Origin of the sequence: Gordonia otitidis NBRC 100426, from assembly GCF_000248075.1 — a bacterium.
GTDB classification, from domain to species: Bacteria; Actinomycetota; Actinomycetes; order Mycobacteriales; family Mycobacteriaceae; genus Gordonia; species Gordonia otitidis.
Window position 1 is genome coordinate 1 of record NZ_BAFB01000210.1, and the last position, 405, is coordinate 405.

Below are 405 nucleotides of genomic sequence, written 5' to 3' on the forward strand. Positions count from 1 at the left end.
TCCTGAGTCATTAATTCGTGTGCAGTAGTGGGCGATGGAGTCGAGGATCTGGTCAGCGGTCTTGACCCACACGTAGGGGCGGGGGTTGTCGTTCCAGGTCTCGATCCATGCTCTGATGTCGGCATTGAGTGCTCGTACGGTGCGGTGGGTGGAGCGTTGGAGTTTCTTGGTGGTCAGTTCGGCGAACCAGCGTTCGACGAGGTTCATCCAGGATGAGCTCGTCGGGGTGAAGTGGACAACGAATCGTGGGTGCGAGGTCAGCCATCGTTTGACCGCGGGCGTCTTGTGGGTGGAGGCGTTGTCCATGACCAGGTGGACGTCGAGCTCGTCGGGTACCTCGGCGTCGATCTTGCGGAGGAATCCGATGAATTCTGTTGCGCGATGCCGTGAGTGAAGCGAACCGAT

The 405-nt window shown here is 59.0% G+C and carries 1 protein-coding gene; it reads right to left on the reverse strand.

The features are described 5' to 3' along the window. A partial coding sequence (locus GOOTI_RS20525) for an IS630 family transposase (RefSeq protein WP_007240529.1) occupies positions 1 to 405 on the reverse strand: 405 nt, incomplete at both ends.